At 61.8% G+C, this 19,188-nt stretch carries 19 protein-coding genes and 1 other RNA gene; 14 read left to right on the top strand and 6 right to left on the bottom strand.

The annotated features are described in order from the left end of the window. Window positions 1-20: 20 nt before the first annotated feature. Window positions 21-1,436, bottom strand: coding sequence for an acyl-CoA dehydrogenase family protein (locus tag C7T36_RS02295; RefSeq protein ID WP_045070477.1), 1,416 nt, complete (start codon window positions 1,434-1,436; stop codon window positions 21-23). Window positions 1,437-1,584: 148 nt separating this feature from the next. On the opposite strand from C7T36_RS02295, the gene C7T36_RS02290 reads away from it, so the two are divergent. Together C7T36_RS02290 and C7T36_RS02285 are read left to right on the top strand one after the other, a co-directional pair. Then, window positions 1,585-2,727 carry a sensor histidine kinase gene (locus C7T36_RS02290; RefSeq protein WP_045070474.1) on the top strand — a complete coding sequence of 381 codons (1,143 nt, stop codon included), beginning with the start codon at window positions 1,585-1,587 and terminating at the stop codon, window positions 2,725-2,727. Beyond that, window positions 2,724-3,362 (top strand): response regulator transcription factor, encoded by a 639-nt coding sequence (locus C7T36_RS02285; protein ID WP_045070472.1) that lies wholly within the window; start codon window positions 2,724-2,726, stop codon window positions 3,360-3,362. The genes C7T36_RS02290 and C7T36_RS02285 overlap by 4 nt, the downstream gene beginning before the upstream one ends. Here C7T36_RS02285 and C7T36_RS02280 read toward each other — a convergent pair. The 3 genes from C7T36_RS02280 to C7T36_RS02270 all read right to left on the bottom strand — a co-directional run bounded on the left by C7T36_RS02280 (window position 3,356) and on the right by C7T36_RS02270 (window position 6,366). Continuing rightward, window positions 3,356-4,891 carry a multicopper oxidase family protein gene (locus tag C7T36_RS02280; RefSeq protein WP_033231135.1) on the bottom strand — a complete coding sequence of 512 codons (1,536 nt, stop codon included), beginning with the start codon at window positions 4,889-4,891 and terminating at the stop codon, window positions 3,356-3,358. The genes C7T36_RS02285 and C7T36_RS02280 overlap by 7 nt on opposite strands. Before the next feature lie 136 nt (window positions 4,892-5,027). Next, a complete protein-coding gene (hisN, locus tag C7T36_RS02275) occupies window positions 5,028-5,810 on the bottom strand; it encodes a histidinol-phosphatase (RefSeq protein WP_045070469.1) in 783 nt (260 codons plus the stop codon). 61 nt (window positions 5,811-5,871) lie between these two features. Further along, window positions 5,872-6,366 carry a carbonic anhydrase gene (locus tag C7T36_RS02270; RefSeq protein WP_045070466.1) on the bottom strand — a complete coding sequence of 165 codons (495 nt, stop codon included), beginning with the start codon at window positions 6,364-6,366 and terminating at the stop codon, window positions 5,872-5,874. Window positions 6,367-6,443: 77 nt separating this feature from the next. On the opposite strand from C7T36_RS02270, the gene prfB reads away from it, so the two are divergent. The 6 genes from prfB to smpB all read left to right on the top strand — a co-directional run bounded on the left by prfB (window position 6,444) and on the right by smpB (window position 11,235). Continuing rightward, window positions 6,444-7,550: a peptide chain release factor 2 gene (gene prfB, locus C7T36_RS02265; RefSeq protein WP_033231132.1), complete on the top strand. Its 1,107-nt coding sequence runs from the start codon at window positions 6,444-6,446 to the stop codon at window positions 7,548-7,550. 19 nt (window positions 7,551-7,569) lie between these two features. Next, on the top strand, window positions 7,570-8,454 hold the full coding sequence (locus C7T36_RS02260) for a mechanosensitive ion channel family protein (RefSeq protein WP_033231131.1): 885 nt from the start codon (window positions 7,570-7,572) through the stop codon (window positions 8,452-8,454). Next, window positions 8,451-8,936, top strand: a complete 486-nt coding sequence (locus C7T36_RS29990; protein WP_181317460.1) for a hypothetical protein — start codon at window positions 8,451-8,453, stop codon at window positions 8,934-8,936. Before C7T36_RS02260 ends, C7T36_RS29990 begins: the two co-directional genes overlap by 4 nt. A gap of 73 nt (window positions 8,937-9,009) precedes the next feature. Next, window positions 9,010-9,690, top strand: a complete 681-nt coding sequence (gene ftsE / locus C7T36_RS02250; protein ID WP_202025995.1) for a cell division ATP-binding protein FtsE — start codon at window positions 9,010-9,012, stop codon at window positions 9,688-9,690. 82 nt (window positions 9,691-9,772) lie between these two features. Continuing rightward, entirely contained in the window at window positions 9,773-10,678 is a 906-nt protein-coding gene (gene ftsX / locus C7T36_RS02245) for a permease-like cell division protein FtsX (RefSeq protein ID WP_033231129.1), read from the top strand. 80 nt (window positions 10,679-10,758) lie between these two features. Then, on the top strand, window positions 10,759-11,235 hold the full coding sequence (gene smpB, locus C7T36_RS02240) for an SsrA-binding protein SmpB (RefSeq protein WP_033231128.1): 477 nt from the start codon (window positions 10,759-10,761) through the stop codon (window positions 11,233-11,235). A gap of 14 nt (window positions 11,236-11,249) precedes the next feature. Here the strand turns inward: smpB and C7T36_RS02235 are convergent, their stop codons facing one another. Beyond that, a complete protein-coding gene (locus C7T36_RS02235) occupies window positions 11,250-11,834 on the bottom strand; it encodes a helix-turn-helix domain-containing protein (RefSeq protein ID WP_045070463.1) in 585 nt (194 codons plus the stop codon). 65 nt (window positions 11,835-11,899) lie between these two features. Here C7T36_RS02235 and C7T36_RS02230 point away from each other — a divergent pair, with 65 nt between their 5' ends. The 3 genes from C7T36_RS02230 to ssrA all read left to right on the top strand — a co-directional run bounded on the left by C7T36_RS02230 (window position 11,900) and on the right by ssrA (window position 14,842). Then, on the top strand, window positions 11,900-12,889 hold the full coding sequence (locus C7T36_RS02230; RefSeq protein ID WP_045071136.1) for an NAD(P)/FAD-dependent oxidoreductase: 990 nt from the start codon (window positions 11,900-11,902) through the stop codon (window positions 12,887-12,889). 28 nt (window positions 12,890-12,917) lie between these two features. Then, window positions 12,918-14,405 carry an SDR family oxidoreductase gene (locus tag C7T36_RS02225; RefSeq protein WP_045070461.1) on the top strand — a complete coding sequence of 496 codons (1,488 nt, stop codon included), beginning with the start codon at window positions 12,918-12,920 and terminating at the stop codon, window positions 14,403-14,405. A 66-nt stretch (window positions 14,406-14,471) separates the two neighbouring features. Next, window positions 14,472-14,842: a transfer-messenger RNA gene (gene ssrA, locus C7T36_RS02220) on the top strand. Between the two features lie 102 nt (window positions 14,843-14,944). On the opposite strand, the gene C7T36_RS02215 is transcribed toward ssrA, so the two are convergent. After that, complete coding sequence (locus tag C7T36_RS02215; RefSeq protein WP_239654803.1) at window positions 14,945-16,300, bottom strand: HNH endonuclease; 1,356 nt, start codon at window positions 16,298-16,300, stop codon at window positions 14,945-14,947. A 146-nt stretch (window positions 16,301-16,446) separates the two neighbouring features. On the opposite strand from C7T36_RS02215, the gene C7T36_RS02210 reads away from it, so the two are divergent. The 3 genes from C7T36_RS02210 to C7T36_RS02200 are packed head-to-tail and all read left to right on the top strand — an operon-like array spanning window position 16,447 to window position 19,180. Next, complete coding sequence (locus tag C7T36_RS02210; protein WP_045070458.1) at window positions 16,447-17,097, top strand: alpha/beta hydrolase; 651 nt, start codon at window positions 16,447-16,449, stop codon at window positions 17,095-17,097. Then, window positions 17,094-18,449 carry an NAD(P)/FAD-dependent oxidoreductase gene (locus tag C7T36_RS02205; RefSeq protein ID WP_045070456.1) on the top strand — a complete coding sequence of 452 codons (1,356 nt, stop codon included), beginning with the start codon at window positions 17,094-17,096 and terminating at the stop codon, window positions 18,447-18,449. The genes C7T36_RS02210 and C7T36_RS02205 overlap by 4 nt, the downstream gene beginning before the upstream one ends. After that, window positions 18,440-19,180, top strand: a complete 741-nt coding sequence (locus C7T36_RS02200; protein WP_045070455.1) for a DUF1365 domain-containing protein — start codon at window positions 18,440-18,442, stop codon at window positions 19,178-19,180. The genes C7T36_RS02205 and C7T36_RS02200 overlap by 10 nt, the downstream gene beginning before the upstream one ends. Window positions 19,181-19,188: the final 8 nt, after the last annotated feature.

Here is a 19,188-nt window from a genome sequence, read left to right as displayed (position 1 = left end):
CTCCTGGAAAGTCAGCGGCGTCAGATGAGGACAATGCCCTCGGCAACGCCGATGGCTCGAAGGTCGCGGTACCAGCGCTCGACCGGGTGTTCCTTGGTGAATCCATGCCCACCGAGGAGTTGCACGCCGTCGAGGCCGATCTGCATGCCCTTCTCGGAAGCTAGCTTCCGGGCGAGGGCCGATTCACGAGCAAAGGACAATCCCTGCTCGGCACGCGAAGCGCCACGCAGCGTGACCAGGCGCATTCCGTCCAGTTCGATGGCGATGTTGGCCACCATGAACGCAACTGCCTGACGATGGCTGATCGGCTCGCCGAATGCTTCGCGCTCGTTCACGTACGGAATCACGTAGTCCAGCACGGCCTGGCTGGTGCCCACCGCCATCGACGCCCAACCGAGGCGCGCGAGGCGAATCGCGTCGGCGTACTCGGCCTTGCGCTGATCGGCGTCGCCGTCGCCGAGAAGTGCGGATTCGGGAACCGAGACATCGGTGAGGATCAGGCGACCGAGCGATGCGGCCCGCAGTCCCATGCTGGGGTCAGCTTCGACGACAAGGCCTTTGGTGTCCGACTCGACGATGAAGAACGACGGCTTGCCGTCGAGTTCCGCGGCGATGACAAAAAGTTCCGACGTTGCAGCGGCCGGTACCAGGCTCTTGACGCCGTTGAGGCGGTATCCGCTGGGGGAGCGAACGGCCTTGGTCTGCAGTGCGAAGGGATCGAACAGCGCGCGAGGCTCGTTGACTACCACTGCGGCACCGGGAACCTGCTCACCGGTGAATGCGGGGAGATACGTCTTCTGCTGCGCGTCGGTGCCCCACTGAGTAAGGGCGACAGCTACGCCGCTGGGAGCGAGGATCGGCAGTGCCAGCCCCATGTCTCCGTGTGAGAGCGCCTCGGCGACAAGCGAGTTGGTGACCGCGCCGCGATCGGATGCGGCGCCGTCGAGTTCCTCGGGGACGTTGATCAAGGTGATCCCGAGTTCGGCCGCCCGCTTCGTCAGATCGGCAGGAGCGGCGGCGGCCGCATCGGCATCGTGTGCTGCGGTGCGCAGGATTTCCGATGCAAAGTCGCGCACGGTTTCGACGATCATCTTCTGGTCGTCGTCGGGCGTGAGGTCGAAGTAGTCCGAGTTTTTGGCTGGGTTGTCCGGCAGTCGCTTGGGCGCGTCGTTGCCGGCCACCTTCTTGAAACCGCGCGTAGCGGCGCCGAGAGTCTTGAAGCCGGTCTTGGTGCCCTCGTAGGTAACCCGGTCGATGGTCTGGCGCAGGTTGAACTTTTCTGCGAATTCAGAACCGGTGATCTTGGTCAGCACGCGCATGGCGGTACCCATCGCATCGCGCTTGACGGGGTTGAGGCCGACTGCGGACGTGTCGCGGGGGTGCGCCGTGGCATGGCTCTTGCTCGGGGCCACACTGTCTTGCTTGGTCATGATCACCAGGGGTTTCTCGGTGTCGGGGCGTTGGACTCCCTTATCTTACTCAGGAGTAAGGTCGGATGTCGAGCATCCCTCGAAATGACGCGAGTCACGTCTACTCCTCCCTGAGTAGGAGGTGCCACGACCCCGAGCGTCATAGGCTCGACAGGTGAACCGGACAGAGGTGCCAGATCGGATTCAGCGGTATGTGCGCTACTCGCCGCTGGTATTGATTCCGTGCTTACTGATTGCCAGCACGTATCCCGGGGAGTATCGGGTCCCCGTCAGCTATTGGATCGTCTCGATGCTGTCGGCGATCATCTTCGTGGCTGGTCGCCGGTGGCCGGTACTTGCTTCGCTGGTCATCTCGGCACTTGCGGTTCCGATGTTCGTCGCCGACGCGTGGGGTCTGTCCGAGCTCGTGCCGTATCTCGGAGCGGTAGCCGTTGTCGATGTCACGATGCGGGCCGAGCGCCGGGAACTGGTTGCCGTATCTGTAATCGGATGGTGCGGTTCCGTACTGGCAGGGATCTGGTTCGAATCTCACGAAGCATTCTTCTCGGTCACGACTGCCGTGAAAGTGCTTGCGTACGTGGGCTTACCGCTGCTGCTCGGACTATTTCTGCGTTCGCAGCGTGAATTGGCCGCGAACAATCTCGCGCACACCCGAGCTGCGGAACGAAGCGCTCTGGCCCGTGAGCTGCACGACCTTGTTGCACACCACATGGCGTCGATCGTCCTGCGGATCGGAGTCGCTCAACACGTATTGGCACCGCAGGACGAGGCCGTGCGGGAAGTCCTCGCCGACGTGCGCGCGACGGCGTCGGATGCGCTGACCGATATTCGCCGTCTTCTCGTCGCATTGCGCGATCCCTCGCTCGGCGAGGTTGCTCTGGTCGAACCGGACGCCGTCGCCGCGGAGATCGAGGCTGCGCTCGATCGTGTGCGTGCAGCCGGCTTCCAGGTCAAGGCGCACGTCGAGTCGGGCGCAGGTGACCTCGACGCCATCGGCCGGTTGACGCTGTTACGGGTAATTCAGGAGTCGCTGACCAACGTCATGAAGCACGGAGACAGGAAGGGGCCCGTCTCGGTATCTGTTCGTCGCAACGCCGGTCGGGTCGACGTCAAGGTGATCAACAATGTCGAGGGGTCGGCGAAGGGCGCCGGACACGGCCTCGTCGGAATGCGGGAGCGTGCAGAGTTGGCCGGCGGTGAGATGACCGCAGGTACGCTCGGTGACGGAAGGTGGGAGGTGCACGTGAGTATTCCGCTGTTGGCCCATCCGCTGCCGGTCAAGGGTGGCGACTCGTGATCGCAGTGTTGGTTGTCGACGACCAGCGGCTGGTGCGAGCAGGTCTGCGGATGCTGTGCACTGCGGCCGAGGACATGACCGTATCCGGTGAGGCGTCGAACGGCGTCGAGGCGGTAGCGCTTGCCGCCGAACTGGATCCCGACGTGATCCTGATGGACTTGAGGATGCCCGGACTCGACGGGATCGGTGCCACGCGGCAGATCGTCAAGTCCGGGCAGCGCGCACGCATTCTCGTACTCACCACCTTCGACGACGACGATCATCTGTATCCCGCGCTTGCTGCCGGTGCTTCGGGGTTTCTCGTCAAGGACACCGAACCCGCCGAGTTGCTCGGTGCCATTCGCCGGACAGCCGAGGGCGACATGGTGTTCTCCCCGGAACTGCTCCGCCGCGTAGTGGATCGGGCGGTGATCGGCGCCGCCGCGGGCACTGCTGTGACAGAGGCGGTTTCGCTGACCGAGCGCGAATCGCAGGTTCTCGCCCTGGTTGCGGAAGGGAAGAGCAATCAGGAAATCGCGGACGCGTTGCATTTGGGTGTGACCACGGTCAAGACTCACGTGGCGAACCTGATGTCGAAGACGGGTTGCGACAATCGGGTTCGCCTCGCCGTGTACCACTTGCAGAACTTTCAGTGACCGGAGTGCGAACCAGGCGAAGGCATCGGCATGTCCATCTGCATCGGAGCCGCCTTCTGTCCCGGTTCGAGGACGAGGAATTGGCCCATCATCCCTTGATCCTCGTGCATCAGCAGGTGGCAGTGGAACATGTAAGGGAACGTGGGATCGGTGTACTCGGACCACTGCAGTGCGACGCGAACCCTGCTGCCCGGCGGTGTGTAGACGGTGTCCTTGAGGCCGCGCAGGTGCGGCGGGGGAGTGCGACCGTCGACGTCGAGGATCTGGAACTGCACGTCGTGGACATGGAAATTGTGTGGCCAGTTGTCCTTGTTGGTGATCGTCCACACCTCGGTCGCGCCGACCTCGGCCTCGAAGTCGATGCGGTTCATGTCCATTCGTTGCCCGTTGATCATGTACCACTGCAGATCGAAGGTTCGGGAAACGCTTGCCTTCGACGGATCGAGATGCGGCAGGGCGCCCAACTGCGCCGGGAGAGTCGACCGTGACGCGCGGCTGGCAACCCCTCGCAACTCGATGATGTCGAAGCGGTCGTTCATGCCGAAGTTCTCGGCGTCGGAGGAACTCACGCCACCGCCGTCCTCGATCGGGAACGACACCAGTGTGGTCGTCGCACCGGGGTCGACGCGAACCACGATCTCGGCTCGTTCGCCGGGGCTGAGCTGAATCCGCTTGATCGCAATCGGTGATTCGAGCAGTCCGCCGTCGGTGGCAATCAGATCGAACGTGCGGTCGTCGGGGAACCCCAGGTTGTAGAGACGGCCGGAAGAGCCGTTCAGGATGCGCAGTCGCACAACGCCGGTAGTGACGTCGAGGTAGGCATCGGCGATGCCGTTGGCGACGATCGTGTCGCCGAGCAAGCCGACGTCGGTCGGGTCGGTCTCGTCGAAACTGCCGTCCGCGGTGAATCGTCGATCCTGGATGATCAGTGGAATATCGTCCACTCCATAGGTTTTCGGGAGGTCCAGCGTATCGGTGTCGGCGTCGTCGATCAGGAACAGTCCGGCGAGTCCGCGCTGTACGTGCCGCTCGGTGGATCCATGCGGATGTGGGTGATACCAGAGCGTAGACGCCGCTTGGTCGATGGTCCACGCCGGTTCCCACCGCCCGCCGGCTTCGATGGTCTGGTGCGGTCCGCCGTCGAACCTGGCGGGTAGATGCATGCCGTGCCAGTGGACGGTCGTGGGCTCTGCCAGTGCGTTGTCGATCGTGAATGCGACAGATTCTCCGCGTCGGGCTCGGACCGTCGGACCGAGGATAGAGCCGTTGAAACCCCAAGTGTCAGTGATCTTTCCCGCGACTATCTCGGTGGTTCCGGCGCCGGCGCGGAGGGTGAAATGGCGGACGCCGGAGTCGTCGACCGTGGATGCAGCCAGCGGCGGAATCGGTAACGGACGTGAAGACCCTGCTGCTGCCGTAGGCCGCGAGGCGCCTGCGGAGTCGGCGGAGTCGGCGCCGCAGCCCACCGCAAGTCCGAGGGGCGCGGCAGCCAGACCGAACAGTATCGAGCGCCGGGAAATCCGGTTCATCATTCTCCTGAAGTAGTGCGTGATCGACTACTCCAAGTCAACGTGCCCGGATGCCGCGCCGAATCCTGCCGACGGGCCTGCCGGGACTCCTCCCTCAGGCCGTTGCGGCGAGTGGGGAGTTCTGCTACCTGGCCGGCTACCTCAGGCGAGCAAGAACATCTTCGTGCAGCAAGCCGTTGGTGGCAACGGCACTGCCACCGTGCGGGCCACTCCCGCCGGCCAAGTCGGTGAAGGTTCCGCCGGCTTCGCGGATCAGCACGTCCAGAGCGGCGAGGTCCCACAGGGAAACCTCGGGTTCGGCAGCGATATCGACTGCACCTTCGGCGACGAGGCAGTACGAGAAGAAGTCTCCGTACCCGCGGACGCGCCACACATGATCGGTGAGATCGATGAACTGATCGCGGATTCCGCGGTCCTTCCAGCCGGACAGGCTCGAAAAACTCAGGCTTGCGGATTCACTGCGGTCGACGGCGGACACCTCGATCGTTCGGGCGTCGCCGCCGTCGTAGGCGGTAAAGGCACCCAAACCTGTTGCCGCCCACCAGCGTCGGTTCAGTGCGGGCGCGCTGACGACACCGACGACGGGTACGCCGTCCTCGAGCAAACTGATCAGGGTCGCCCAGACCGGCACGTTGCGCACGAAGTTCTTGGTGCCGTCGATCGGATCGACCACCCACTGCCGTCCCTCGAATACCGCGTCGCCGCCGAACTCTTCGCCCAGCACCGAGTCGCCCGGTCGAGCCTCTGACAAGCTCGCGCGCACGGCGCGTTCGACGGCGAGGTCGGCGTCGGAGACCGGTGTGAGGTCGGGTTTGTCGTCCACTCGCAGATCGAGAGCGCCGAAGCGGGCGCGAGTGATCGCGTCGGCCTCGTCGGCGAGACGCAGGGCCAGAACAAGGTCGGAAGCGAGGTCGGTCACGGGTAGACAACTTACCGTCTTGCCCGCCCTGTCCCGTCTACGCGCCTACCTGTGCGCCTACCTACGCGGGCAGAACTTCGTTCAGCTTTCCGGTCGCCACATCGAAGACAAATCCGCGCAGTGAAGTCGTCGCCGTGATGAACGGACTGCTCTCGATTCGGCGTAGTGATTGCCGTACGTCTTCGTCGACGTCGGGGAACGATTCGGGCGACCAGGACGGTTTGACGCCGATCTCGTCCTGGATGGTGCGCTTGAAATCGTCGTCCGTGAACGTCAGCATTCCGCAGTCCGTGTGGTGGATGAGGATGATCTCGGTGGTGCCGAGGAGGCGCTGGCTGATGGCAAGCGACCGGATCTCGTCGTCGGTGACCACACCGCCGGCGTTGCGGATGACGTGTGATTCGCCTTCCTTGATGCCGAGGGCACGGTAGACGTCCAGACGGGCATCCATGCAGGCGAGAACGGCAACGTGTTTGCTCGGCGGCAGGGGGAGTGGCCCGGAGAATTGCGCGGCGTATGCGGCGTTGTTCTGTAGATATTCGTCGGTGACGGTCATGGATACGCCTTTCTGGTTCGGGTCCTGATTCGAGTCGCGGTTATTGCAGGGTTTGGCACCCGGTAGCCTTGAGAACCGTGCATCCTGACGTAATTGCAGACCTGAACGCGCTCGACACCACCCTTCGCACCTGCGAGTCGGTCGTGGACGTCGAAGAGCTGCGTCGACGCATCGACGAGCTCGAACATCAGGCTGCCGATCCCGGCTTGTGGAACGACCAGGATCACGCTCAGCAAGTAACCAGCCAGCTGTCGCATGCCCAATCGGAGCTTCGTCGAATCGTGGCGCTGCGAGAGAGGCTCGACGAGATGCCGATTCTTTACGAATTGGCAGAGGACGAAGGCCCTGACGCGATTGCCGACGCCGACGCCGAACGTGCCAGCCTGCGCGAGGACATCGCGGCGATGGAAGTCAAGACCATGCTGTCCGGCGAGTACGACGAGCGTGACGCGCTGATCAACATCCGCTCCGGCGCAGGCGGCGTCGACGCAGCGGACTGGGCCGAGATGCTCATGCGCATGTACATCCGTTGGGCGGAAAAGCACGACTACGGCGTCGAGGTCTACGACACGTCGTACGCCGAAGAAGCGGGACTCAAGAGCGCGACGTTCGCGATCAAGGGGCCGTACACCTACGGCACGCTGTCTGTGGAAATGGGCACGCATCGCCTGGTCCGGATCAGCCCGTTCGACAACCAGGGCCGTCGTCAGACGTCGTTTGCCGAGGTCGAGGTTCTGCCGGTCGTCGAGACTACCGACCACATCGAGATCAACGAGAACGACATCCGCGTCGATGTCTACCGTTCGTCCGGTCCGGGTGGTCAGTCCGTCAACACCACGGACTCCGCGGTTCGCCTGACACACATCCCGACGGGCATCGTCGTGACGTGCCAGAACGAGAAGTCGCAGCTCCAGAACAAGGTGTCGGCGATGCGCGTCCTGCAGGCAAAGCTGCTGGCGGTCAAGCGTCTGGAAGAGCGAGCCGAGATGGATGCGCTCAAGGGCGACAGCGGAAGCTCCTGGGGCAACCAGATGCGTTCGTACGTCCTGCACCCGTACCAGATGGTCAAGGACCTGCGCACCGAGTACGAGGTCAACAACCCGTCCGCAGTGCTCGACGGTGACATCGACGGTTTCCTCGAGGCCGGCATTCGCTGGCGCATGAGCGAGAACCAGTCCGCATAAGCGGCAACCGAAAGGCACGATGACTTTTCTCAGACCTGGGCAGAACCTGCTCGATTGGCTCCAGAACCCTGGATTGTCGGTCCTCATGACCGTGCTCGGAGCGATGATCCTTGCCCGTTTGGTCAGTTGGGGCGGTAACAAGGTCACCGACCAGATCGACGCCAACTATCAGTTGGGTGACGCTCTGGTGCGGTCGGAGGCGACCAAGCATCGTCACTCGGTCGCGCAGGTCATCACATGGGTGATCATCACGTTCATCTACGTGATCGCGACACTCAAGGTTCTCGACCAACTGAACCTGCCGATCGGCAGTTTGGTCGCACCGGCAACGGTGCTCGGCGCGGCACTGGGCTTTGGTGCGCAGCGCGTCGTGCAGGACATTCTGGCGGGCTTCTTCATCATCACCGAACGCCAGTACGGATTCGGCGACACCGTGCGTCTGGCGATCACTGGCTCGTCCGACGACGCCGAAGGTGTCATCGAGGACGTGACGTTGCGAGTCACTCGAATGCGGAACGCCGACGGTGAAGTGATCACCGTTCCCAATGGTCAGATCGTGAAAGCGACCAACCTGTCCAAGGATTGGGCACGTGCGGTCATCGACGTTCCGGTTCCCGCCACTGCCGATCTCAACCGCGTCAACGAGGTCTTGCGTCAGGTCGGCGTCGATGCAATGTCCGACCGTGGACTCAAGAAGCTTCTCCTGGACGAGCCGACGGTCATGGGCATCGAAAGCCTCGAAGTGGATCAAGTCAGCATTCGGATGGTGGCGCGCACGCTACCCGGCAAACAGTTCCAAGTCGGCCGGGCACTGCGTGTGCGAGTTGCCGCGGCACTGCGTCGACAAGGAATCACCGTCACGCCGGGACTTCATACGGGCGACATCGAGGAGGCGAGCGAATGACCGAGCAGGAACCCCGGCGCGGTCTCGACCGGCTCATCCATCTCGACTGGATGCCGTCCCGCTTGTTCGGTGGCCGGATGCGGACGTCGACATTCATCTTGGTCGTGGCCTGGATCCTCGCCTACGTCGCCAACGCGTATCTCAACCCGGCGGAGCCAACCGTGGCCACGCCCGCGCCGGCCGCAGGATCGTCGGTGACGGAGCCGTACACGCAGCCTCCGGTGGCGACAACGACAACAGCTGTCCCGGAATCTTCGACGCCTCCGTCCTCGGAATCGGTGCCGTCGACGACTGTGGTTCCCGGTTCAGCAACTCCCGGTTCAGCTCAGAGCGGTGTTTCGACGACGGTGACGACGACAGCACCGCCTCCAGGCCCTCCGGTCGGTAACTCCGGCAACGAAAATTCCGACTCGGGCAATTCCAACAGCACAGTCACGACAATTCCGAGCACAACAGCCGCGACAACCAGTGGAGCCGGGTAATACGGGCGCACTCGCCGCGCGTTGCTCCAAGGTCACTGTTCGATAACGGCTAGACTGGCTTGTTGTGATCAGCATGAAGAACGTGTCGAAGTCCTACAAGGCCTCCACCAGGCCGGCGCTCGACAATGTCAGTGTGGAGGTGGAAAAGGGGGAGTTCGTCTTCCTCATCGGCCCCTCCGGCTCTGGCAAGTCGACCTTCATGCGTCTACTGCTGAAAATGGAGTCGCCGACGTCCGGTGACATCGAGGTCGCGGATTTCCACGTCAACAAGTTGTCGGCCCGTCGAGTTCCGAAGCTGCGGCAGGCCATGGGTTGCGTTTTCCAGGACTTTCGACTGCTGCAGCAGAAGACGGTGTCCGAGAATGTCGCGTTTGCATTGGAAGTGATCGGTAAGCCACGCGACGTGATTGCGCGCACCGTTCCCGAGGTCCTCGACATGGTCGGCCTGGCCGGCAAAGCCGATCGACTTCCGACCGAACTGTCCGGTGGCGAGCAGCAGCGCGTAGCCATCGCGCGCGCTTTCGTGAATCGGCCGCTGGTCCTCCTCGCCGACGAGCCAACCGGCAACCTCGATCCCGAGACCAGCCAGGACATCATGCTGCTGCTCGAGCGCATCAACCGCACCGGCACCACCGTCGTCATGGCCACTCACGACCACCACATCGTCGACTCGATGCGTCGACGAGTCATCGAACTCGATCTCGGCAAGGTCAGCAGAGACGAAGCGCGGGGTGTGTACGGCGTCGGCAGGTAAACGCCGACTGCTCACCACTCGTCCGAACGCCCACCGGTAGCCGCGAAGCCGCCGATCATTCGAGAAGGAATCGGATTCCCCGATGCGTGCCAGTTTTATTTTCAGCGAGGTCCTGACCGGCCTGCGCCGCAACATCACGATGACCATTGCCATGATCTTGACGACCGCCATTTCGCTTGGACTCTTCGGCGGCGGCCTCCTCGTGGTTCAGATGGCCGGTAAGACGCAGCAAATCTTCCTCGAGCGCGTCGAGGTCCAGATCTTCCTGACCGACGACATTTCCGCCGCAGACCCCGGATGTGAGCAAGAAATCTGCAGCACTCTGCGGCAGGAACTCGAGCAGACACCGTCCGTCGTCGCGGTTCAGTTCCTCAATCGCGACGACGCGGTGAAGGACGCTACCGAGCGAGTGTTCAAGGACCAACCCGAGTTGGCAGCACTGGTCAGTCCGGACAGCTTCCCGGCGTCGTTCAAGGTCAAGCTCAGCGACCCGGAACGATTCGGCGTCATCAACGACACGTTCGGTTCGCGGCCAGGCGTGGAAAGTGTCCTCAATCAGCGCGAGCTCGTCGACCGTCTCTTCAGCGTCCTCGGCGGTGTCCGCAATGCAGCCTTTGCGATCGCCGTCGTTCAGGCCATCGCCGCTATTCTGTTGATCGCCAACATGGTTCAGATCGCGGCATTCACGCGTCGTACCGAGGTAAGCATCATGCGACTGGTGGGCGCAACGCGCTGGTACACACAGCTTCCGTTCCTGCTCGAGGCAATCGTTGCCGCCTTGATCGGCGCGGTTCTGGCGATCGCCGGTCTCTTCACAGCAAAGAACCTTTTCATCGACGGAGTGCTGGCCGACGTCTACGAAGCCAACATCGTCGCCCGTATTTCGAACAGCGACATCCTGTTCGTCTCACCGTTCCTGGTTCTCGCAGGCGTGGGAATGGCAGCGATCACCTCGTATGTCACGCTTCGTTTGTACGTGCGCGAGTAATTGGTTTGCACGGCCTTCTATGCTGAGAGCAAGAGTTGTTTGCATTATTGGGTAAGACAGCGGACTGAGAGGCCCGGACAGTGAAGGAAAAGGGCCGCAAGGTCATTGCGACCAATCGCAAAGCGCGTCACAACTACACGATCATCGACACCTACGAAGCGGGAATCGCGCTCGTGGGCACCGAGGTCAAGAGTTTGCGCGAAGGTAAGGCGTCACTCGTGGACGCATTCGCAACCGTCGACAACGGTGAGGTGTGGCTTCGATCGCTGCACATTCCGGAATACACACAGGGCTCGTGGACCAACCACTCGCCGCGTCGGACCCGGAAGCTGTTGCTGCACAAGCGCGAGATCGAACACCTCGTAGGCAAGACCCGCGAGGGCAACCAGACGCTGGTTCCGTTGTCGATGTACTTCTCCGACGGCAAGGTCAAGGTCGAACTTGCTCTCGCGAAGGGTAAGCAGGACTACGACAAGCGTCAGGACATGGCCAAGCGCACCGCCGAGCGTGAGGTGACCCGCGAGCTGGGGCGTCGGATCAAGGGCATGCGCGGGTAGTAGTCGGCCTGATCTCAGCCGCGGCGGTCGGCCGGCGCAGCGCGTAGGTGGACTCGTTCACCTTGCTTGCCGAACAGGCTGATCACCTCGGCCGGGCGGCCGTCTGCCGCACTGAATCGGTGCGGGATATGAGTGTCGAACTCGGCGGCTTCACCCGCGCCCATGACAAAATCGCGATCACCGAGCTGTAGCCGGACCCGGCCCGACAGCACGTACAGCCACTCGTACCCTTCGTGAGTACCCGGCTCGCGGATGTCCTCGGTGGGCGCGAGGATCATCTTGTAGGCCTGGAGGTTTCCCGGCTGGCTGGTCAACGGAATGATCGTCATCGATCCCACCTTTTGCGGTTCTTCCCGCACCCGAGGGTCTGCGATCTTGCTGTTGACGAGGTCGTCGAGCGGGACGCCGTGCGCTTTCGCAATCGGCAGCAGCAACTCCAAGTTGGCTCGGCGAGTGCCGGATTCGAGCCGCGACAGCGTGCTGACGTTGATGCCGGTCGACTCGGAGAGATCGGTCAACGTCATATCGGATTGCTGGCGCAGTGTGCGCAGGCGCGGGCCGATTCCCGCGAGGACGGCGTCGAACGATGATTCGGTCATTCTTCCATTTTGCCAAATCAGCAATCATGTTTGTCAAGTTGGTGTTGCGATGCAATCCTGAATTCATGACACAGACCTCTTACGACGCAGCAGACACCTACGACGTGGCAGTGATAGGAGGCGGCGCTGCCGGACTCAACGCCGCGATCATCCTCGGTCAAGCCCGCAGATCCGTTGTGGTTTTCGACAACGGCGCTCCGCGCAACGCAGCGGCAGATCACATGAACGGATTCCTCTCTCGCGACAGGATGAATCCAGCCGAACTCCTCGCCATCGGACGCGACGAAGTCCGGAAATACGGTGGAGAGTTCCATGACGGGACCGTCGTGGCGGTCGAACGAGACGAAGACTCCCGTGGGAGTGGATTCGCGATCACCCTTGCTGACGGCGCTCGAATCTTGGTGCGCAAAGTCCTGGTGGCGACAGGATTGACCGACAGGTTGCCGGATGAACTCAGTGCCTTCGGTGAGCGGTGGGGCCGCGACGTCCTGCACTGCCCGTACTGCCATGGATACGACGTGCGTGATCAACCGTTGGGTGTCATTGCCAAGAGTGTCGAGTTCGCGATGCATCAGGCCCCGATGATCCGTCAATGGTCGGACGATGTGGTGCTGTTCCTCCATCGGATCGAGGATCTCAGCGCCGAGGATCGGGAAAAGCTTGCAGCGCTCAATATTTCGATCGTCGAAGGCGAGGTGGCAGCGCCAGTACTCGAGGATGATCGTCTCGTTGGAGTGCAACTGGCCGACGGTAGAACTGTTGCGCGGTCGGCGATCTTTGTCGGAGGCGCGGTCACGATGGATCCGAACGATTCGATTCTGCGATCGTTCGGCGCAGCGACGGCGGCGACGATGATGGGTGAGTTCGTCACCGTCGACATGATGGGTGCCACAAGCGTGTCCGGCATCTTCGCGGCAGGCAACGTTGTCGATCCGAGTGCGCAGGTCATCATGGCCGCAGCAGCAGGCGCGAAGGCCGGAGCCGGAATCAACATGGCGCTTACGGCCGATGATCTGGAGGCGGCGTTGGCGCTCCGAGGTTCGATTTCTGCGTAGCAGTTGGTTTTCTGCGTAGCGTGGTGTGATGGATACGGTGCGAGTGTTGATCACAGGAGCTACCGGCTACATCGGCGGGCGTCTGGCGCCCAGGTTGGTTACAGCGGGGCATCACGTCCGAGTGCTGGTACGCAGTCCTGAGAAGTTGCGCGATGTGCCGTGGCGCGAGTCCGTCGAGGTAGTTAAAGCTGACCTGAGTGACAAGGCATCCCTTGCAGGCGCTTTCGACGATATCGATGTTGTCTATTACCTTGTCCACGCCATGGGCGGTGGTGGCTCGTTTTCCGATGTCGACAAGCGCAGCGCGGTGAATGTGGCCGAAGCGGCTGCGGCCGCTGGTGTTCGCAGAATCGTCTACCTCGGCGGACTGCATCCATCAAACGCAGAACTGTCGACGCATTTGAAGTCTCGGCTGGAAGTCGGCCGGATCCTGCTGGACTCTGCCGTTCCGACTGTCGTGTTCCAGGCCGGCGTGGTGATCGGTTCAGGTTCGGCCTCTTTCGAGATGGTTCGCCACCTGACCAACCGCCTGCCGGTGATGACCACACCGAAATGGGTGCACAACAAGATTCAGCCGATTGCCGTGCGCGATGTACTCCATTACCTGGTGGCTGCGGCGGCCACGACTCCGGAGATCAACCGCTCATTCGATATCGGCGGACCGGACATCATGCAGTACGGCGAGATGATGAACGCCTACGCCGATGTTGCGGGGTTGGTGCGTCGGCGCATTGTCGTTTTGCCGGTCCTGACCCCGAGGCTCGCCGGTCTCTGGGTGGGGTTGGTCACGCCCATTCCGCACGGGCTCGCAATGCCGCTGATCGAGTCACTGCAGAACGATGCCGTCATGCACGATCACGACATCGACGGTTTCATCCCGCCGCCAGAAAGCGGGCTCACCACATATCGCGAAGCGGTACGGCTGGCTCTGCGCAAGATCGGGAACGGAGAGGTCGAGACTTCGTGGTCGGGTGCAACCATCGCCGGCGCACCGTCGGATCCTCTACCGTCTGATCCGGATTGGGCCGGTGAAACGGTGTACGTCGACCATCGTGAACGTGATTGTGCCGCGGACCCGGAGACCTTGTGGAAGGTGGTCGAATCCATCGGCGGCGAGAACGGTTGGTACTCATTCCCTTTGGCCTGGGCAATTCGAGGATGGATGGACCGAGCGGTGGGCGGCGTCGGGTTACGGCGGGGTCGGCGTGATCCGCGTCACCTCAATACCGGTGAAGCCCTGGACTTCTGGCGGGTCGAAGAAATCGACAGAGGAAAGTTGCTGCGACTGCGGGCCGAAATGAAAGTCCCCGGTGGGGCGTGGTTGGAGCTGAGAGTTTCGGAGGGGCAGCGCGTCTCCGAAGGGCAAGGTGGTGGATCGCGTCTGGAGCAGCGCGCTGTATTTTTCCCGCGAGGCTTGGCTGGGCGACTGTACTGGTACTCGATCCTGCCGTTCCATGGCGTCGTTTTCGAGGGCATGATCACCAACATCACCAGCACAGCGGAACGCTCGATTTAATTGGTATGACTTCCGTGCGGCAGCGCGTTATAGTAGGTAGCCCCACGAAAGACGCGGGGCACACACGGGGCTGAACGGTTTCGACTGCGTGTGTTGAGTTAGGGGAAGCGTGTCGGTGCAGGCAAGAGACCACCGTAAGCGTCGCTGCAAACCTATAAGCGCCGATTCCAATCAGCGCGACTACGCTCTCGCTGCCTAAGTAGCGAAGCGTGTCTGTCAGCCCGGGGTTGCCCTCGACCCGGATCCTGGCATCAGCTAGAGGGCTTTACTGTTCGGCTCGGTCACGGAGTTGGATGGGACATCAAACAGTGACTGGGATCGTCATCCTGGCTTGTTCGCGAGACTGGGAGATCCAAGTAGAGACTTAGCGAACTGCACACGGAGAAGCCCTAGCGATTCAACGTAGGACCCGGGTTCAATTCCCGGCAGCTCCACAAAGAGGCAGGTCAGACACTCGGAAGCGGGTGTAGGGCCTGCCTCATTTTTATGCCCGACAATGGCCCGATCAACACTTAGGTATGCACCCTGCCCGTCACGCTTTATGCTGCCCAGCCGTTGAGGAGCACACTGACTGCGTGGTCCAGGTGCAGGGGGTCGCCGCCCCAGTTCGGAATGATCGCATTGTCCGGGATTTCGCCGCGCAGGAGTTGATCGGCCAAACCGCTGATCGGAGGGGCCGGATCGATGACATCGCCGTTGAGCGTCCGGAACTCGAACTGTTGATCGCCAAGAGCAGTAATGGCGAACTGGCCGCGATGTAGCGCTCGGTGGCAGGTCCCGCACAGCAGGATCAGGTTGTCGAGGTTGGTTTCTCCGCCGCGGCCCCAGAATTGCACGTGGTGAGCGTGCAGAAATCTGGTTCGACCGCATCCTGGTGTCCGGCAGCTTCCGTCACGGTAATTCAACGCCAACATTTGTTTGTGACTGGTGACGCGGGTCTTCCGGCCTAGATTGAGCACGCATTGCTTCTTGGTCTTGGCCAGGCGCAGGTGGGCGTTACAGAGGACTTCCTCGGAATCGTTGTCGGGGAGTGCAGGTCCGCCAGGAACCCGGAGGTTGTCGTGTTCGTGGAAAAACACCACTTCGGCCGAGTTGCTGACGCCGCTCGCGTTGTTTGTCGGGGCCGTGGCAGCTATTTCGGCCATCGCGAGGAGCGCCGGTCCGATGTCGCCGGGTGGTTTTTTCGCAGCGTTCTGCTGAGTGATCGGCTCGTCCGATAACGCGGTGGCGTCATCGTCATTGTCGATCTTGGGCTCGTTGCCGGGTGACGGCATTGCTGTCTGTGTTCGTTCACGTTCTGCCGAGGTGAGTGCGGCGAGGATACGGGCGCCGTCCTGTGCAGCGAGGCGACCTTTGATGACAAAATCGCCCGTGTCGGGGTCCCAATGCCAGCGGACTTGAAAGCGTTCAGGCGCTTTACTTTTGCCGGATTCGTTGTCGGCGACTTTGCGTAACCCGGCAGTCAGACGGTCGATCTGTGCGGCAGGTGCTTCGCGGCCGAGTCGGACCATCTGCTTCTCGTTTGAGGGAGTTGTGACTCGGGTAAGTGCGCGAACCTTCGAGTAGGACAAATTGCCTTGTTCGAACGCTTTCCGCATCGCGGGCAAAGGGCGGAGTGCTTTGGCGACACGAACGTATTCGCGTCCGGTGTGCAGGCTCATGCCACATTTCCAGGAGAGCCAGTGAGCGCATGAATGTAGGCCGGGACCGGCCCAGCCTCGTTGTTCGTCGAAGTCGGCGAGCAGCGTGAGGAATCGAGCGGTCGCTGCGGCGATTTGTCCAGCTAGTGCGCAGATTTCCACGCCGATGTTGTCGACGGCTTCACGCTTGGCCGCGAAGCCCATGACGTGATCGGTATCTCTGTCGGTATCTCTGTCGAGCTTGTCTGTGTCCATGCCAACCCCCCGGTTCGAATGTTCATTCGACAGTAGATCGAGGCACCGACAGATTTCGAAAAGCGTCCCCGCGGGGACGCTTCCGATCAAGAGAAGAAATCTCGCTAAGCCCCAATCCGCCAGGCTTTCGGTGCCGAATGCCCTATATGACGCTTCAGCATCGGACGCCCTATCGGGACGATCGCCACCTCACAGTGATGGTTCTGCCTGGTGGGAAGGTTTCGAGTCACCGCCGTTCGCGATTCTGGCATCTGTCGAACCTCCGGATGCGCCCGTTCTCGGCTGCGATTCGGCAACGTGGATTCGATGTCGTGGCGGTCAGGTATCGAACACGTGGGTGGAACGGTCGGGAGCAGAGCCCGGTTGCAGATGCGCGGCAGGTACTCGATCGGATCAAGGCACAAAACTCTGACGCGCAGGTCATTCTGCTCGGACATTCGATGGGTGGCCGGGTAGCCGCCGCTCTGTCGGGTGACGCGGCAGTCGTAGGAGTCGTCGCGCTGGCGCCATGGTGGCCGGCAGGGACGGACATCGGGCTGCGACAGGGTTGCCTGCTGCGGGTAGTTCACGGTACGGCGGATCGCTGGACCGACCCGGATGCTTCCCAAGCGGCGGTCCAGCTAGCGCGTAGATCCGGTCTCGACGCCGAGTGGATCGGCGTCGAAGGTGCCGGGCACTTCATGCTGCGCCGGCTATCACTGTGGCATCGACTGGCAGTAGATGCGGTCTCGGAAATAGCAGTGGTCTCGCAGAGCGCAGAGAAAACAAACGAAGCGAAGGCAGGAGAGCGACGATGAATTCGGGTGGACGGAGTTCGGTGAAGCGGAGTTCTGACAAGCGCAAGGTTGCTGTCGTCGGCAGCGGTGTCGCAGGTCTTACAGCGGCGTGGGTGCTGAGCAAGGACAGTGAGGTCACGCTCTACGAAGCCGATTCGCGGCTCGGCGGTCACGCCGATACACATGCGGTGACCGATCCTGAAGGTCGCAACTTCGCCGTCGATACAGGCTTCATCGTGCATAACGACCGCACCTATCCGACGCTGTTGAGATTGTTCGCCGAATTGGGTGTCGTGACACAGGAATCGGACATGAGCATGTCGGTCCGCTGCGAGGGTTGTGGCCTCGAGTATTCCGGCGGACAGGGTTTGCGCGGGGTCCTGCCAACGCCGGGACTGCTGGTGAACGGCAGCTTTCTGTCGATGTTGATGGAGGTCAAGCGGTTTCATCGACGAGCGCGTGCACTGCTCGAGCAGTCCGAGGACTCGACTGCCTCGACTGCCTCGACTGCCTCGACTGCCTCGACTGCCTCGACGCTCGATCAGACGCTCGGCGTATTCCTGCGTAACGGCAGATTCTCGGACTACTTCACCGCGCACTTCATGACCCCGCTGGTATCCGCGGTGTGGTCGTGTGACCCGTCGGCCGCTCTCGAGTATCCGGCGCGGTACCTCTTCGCGTTCCTCGATCACCACGGCATGCTTACTATCTCCGGTTCGCCGACCTGGCGGACGGTAACCGGTGGTTCGGTCGAGTACGTGAAAGCTGTGGCACAGAGCATCAGTGCCGTTCGCCTGAACACGCCGGTTCACGCGGTGTACCGGCACGATGATTCAGTCGAGATTCGTGGGGGAGATGATCGGCTCGAGACATACGACGCGGTGGTAATCGCGACGCATCCGCAGCAAGCGCTGAAGATTCTCGCCGATCCTACGGCCACGGAGCACGAGGTTCTCGGGGCTATGCCGTATTCGATCAATCACACCCAATTGCACACAGACGAGACTGTGCTGCCCGACAATTCGAATGCGCGGGCGTCGTGGAACTACTACCTGCCGCATTGCGATGCGAGGCCAGATCACGTGCTCGTCAGCTACGACATGACCCGGTTACAGCGTCTACCGGAGACCGGTCGACGGTACATCGTGACTCTCGGTGGCAAGGACATGATCGCCGCGGATTCCGTCATCGACCAGATGACCTACGAGCATCCGCAATACACGCCGACTTCCGTTGCAGCTCAAAGCCGGCTTCCCGAGTTGGACTCGGATGTGCTTGCTTTTGCAGGCGCGTACCACGGGTGGGGTTTCCACGAGGACGGTGCATTGTCGGGTTTACGTGCCGCAGAGCGGGTCGGAGGTCGGTGGCAGTGACCGGGCCGATTACACCGTCCATCGTCTACACGAGTATTCGCCACGTGCGAACAGAACCGCTGCACAACACATTCGAGTACAAAAGCTACAGCTGGCTCGTAGATGTGGACAAGTTGCCGCATTTGCCGAAAGCATTGCGTCCCTTGGCGAGGTTCACGGCTGCAGATCATCTCGGCGATCCCACCCTATCGATTCGCGTAAACGTCGAGTCGTTCTTGCGGGCCAACGGAATCGAGTTCGGCGGCGGCCGGATCCTCATGCTCGCGAATGCGCGTGTACTCGGCTATGTGTTCAACCCGTTGAGTGTGTTCTGGTGCCTGAATGACGATGGCGCCGTGCGGTGTGTGGTGGCTGAAGTTCACAACACCTATGGTGAGCGGCACTCCTACCTGCTCGAGACCAACGACAATGGTGCGGCACGCACGCCGAAGGAGTTCTACGTCTCGCCGTTCAATGACGTTTCCGGCGAGTACCGGATGAGGCTACCGCTTCCCAAGGAATCGGTGGAGCTGTCGATAGTGCTTGCCAGACCGGATCAGGCACCCTTTGTCGCCACGGTACGTGGTCGATGTGTTCCGGCCACCGCGGGCGTGATAATTCGAAGCTTTCTCGCGATTCCGACTGCACCACTGAGGGTCTCCGCGCAGATTCGATATCAAGGCATCAGGTTGTGGGCCAGACGATTACCGGTAGTTCCACGGCCGCAACATCAACCGCAGGAGGCAGTGTGATGACAACC

This window comes from Rhodococcus sp. AD45-ID, from assembly GCF_003023755.1.
GTDB classification, from domain to species: domain Bacteria; phylum Actinomycetota; class Actinomycetes; order Mycobacteriales; family Mycobacteriaceae; genus Rhodococcus_F; species Rhodococcus_F globerula.
Note: the sequence above shows the minus strand (reverse complement) of the source record. Positions and strands in the feature narration are given on the sequence as shown.

What these genes read in the sequence shown, in the direction of transcription:
- C7T36_RS02235 (WP_045070463.1), bottom strand. Translation starts at nt 11,834, where the DNA reads ATGACCGAATCATCGTTCGACGCCGTCCTCGCGGGAATCGGCCCGCGC.
- ftsX (WP_033231129.1), top strand. Translation starts at nt 9,773, where the DNA reads ATGCGTGCCAGTTTTATTTTCAGCGAGGTCCTGACCGGCCTGCGCCGC.
- C7T36_RS29990 (WP_181317460.1), top strand. Translation starts at nt 8,451, where the DNA reads ATGACCGAGCAGGAACCCCGGCGCGGTCTCGACCGGCTCATCCATCTC.
- C7T36_RS02260 (WP_033231131.1), top strand. Translation starts at nt 7,570, where the DNA reads ATGACTTTTCTCAGACCTGGGCAGAACCTGCTCGATTGGCTCCAGAAC.
- C7T36_RS02230 (WP_045071136.1), top strand. Translation starts at nt 11,900, where the DNA reads ATGACACAGACCTCTTACGACGCAGCAGACACCTACGACGTGGCAGTG.
- C7T36_RS02270 (WP_045070466.1), bottom strand. Translation starts at nt 6,366, where the DNA reads ATGACCGTCACCGACGAATATCTACAGAACAACGCCGCATACGCCGCG.
- C7T36_RS02210 (WP_045070458.1), top strand. Translation starts at nt 16,447, where the DNA reads ATGACGCTTCAGCATCGGACGCCCTATCGGGACGATCGCCACCTCACA.
- ftsE (WP_202025995.1), top strand. Translation starts at nt 9,010, where the DNA reads ATGAAGAACGTGTCGAAGTCCTACAAGGCCTCCACCAGGCCGGCGCTC.
- C7T36_RS02225 (WP_045070461.1), top strand. Translation starts at nt 12,918, where the DNA reads ATGGATACGGTGCGAGTGTTGATCACAGGAGCTACCGGCTACATCGGC.
- C7T36_RS02205 (WP_045070456.1), top strand. Translation starts at nt 17,094, where the DNA reads ATGAATTCGGGTGGACGGAGTTCGGTGAAGCGGAGTTCTGACAAGCGC.
- C7T36_RS02215 (WP_239654803.1), bottom strand. Translation starts at nt 16,300, where the DNA reads ATGGACACAGACAAGCTCGACAGAGATACCGACAGAGATACCGATCAC.
- C7T36_RS02280 (WP_033231135.1), bottom strand. Translation starts at nt 4,891, where the DNA reads ATGAACCGGATTTCCCGGCGCTCGATACTGTTCGGTCTGGCTGCCGCG.